This window comes from Planotetraspora sp. A-T 1434, from assembly GCF_025420585.1.
In the GTDB taxonomy this organism is placed as follows: domain Bacteria; phylum Actinomycetota; class Actinomycetes; order Streptosporangiales; family Streptosporangiaceae; genus JAOEGB01.
In genome coordinates, this window is record NZ_JAOEGB010000129.1 from 1 (window position 1) to 285 (window position 285).

1 protein-coding gene is annotated in these 285 nt (G+C 75.1%); it reads right to left on the minus strand.

What is annotated here, in order from left to right; genetic code table 11:
- A partial coding sequence (locus tag N5079_RS35260) for a hypothetical protein (protein ID WP_261588564.1) occupies nucleotides 1-267 on the minus strand: 267 nt, incomplete at its 3' end.
- Nucleotides 268-285 lie beyond the last annotated feature (18 nt).

Sequence of the window (285 nt, forward strand, 5' to 3'; positions counted from 1 at the left end):
TCCACCGGGGCAGATGCCGGACGTGGGACTGCGGAAACCAGCGTGGACACGAGCGCGGAGGCGGGTGCCGGTGCGGACGCTGCCGGTGCCGGTGCCGGTGCCGGTGAGGGGACGGGGGCGGGTGCGGACGCTGGCGGTGGCGCGGTTGAGGGGGCGGGTGACAGGGTCGGGGATGCGGCGTGTGGGAGGTGTGGGCACCACCCCGACCGGCTCGCGCCCGGGCTGCTGATCGCCACCGGGCAACTGCTGCCGATCTCCGATGTGCATCGGCTGGCCCGCACCTCT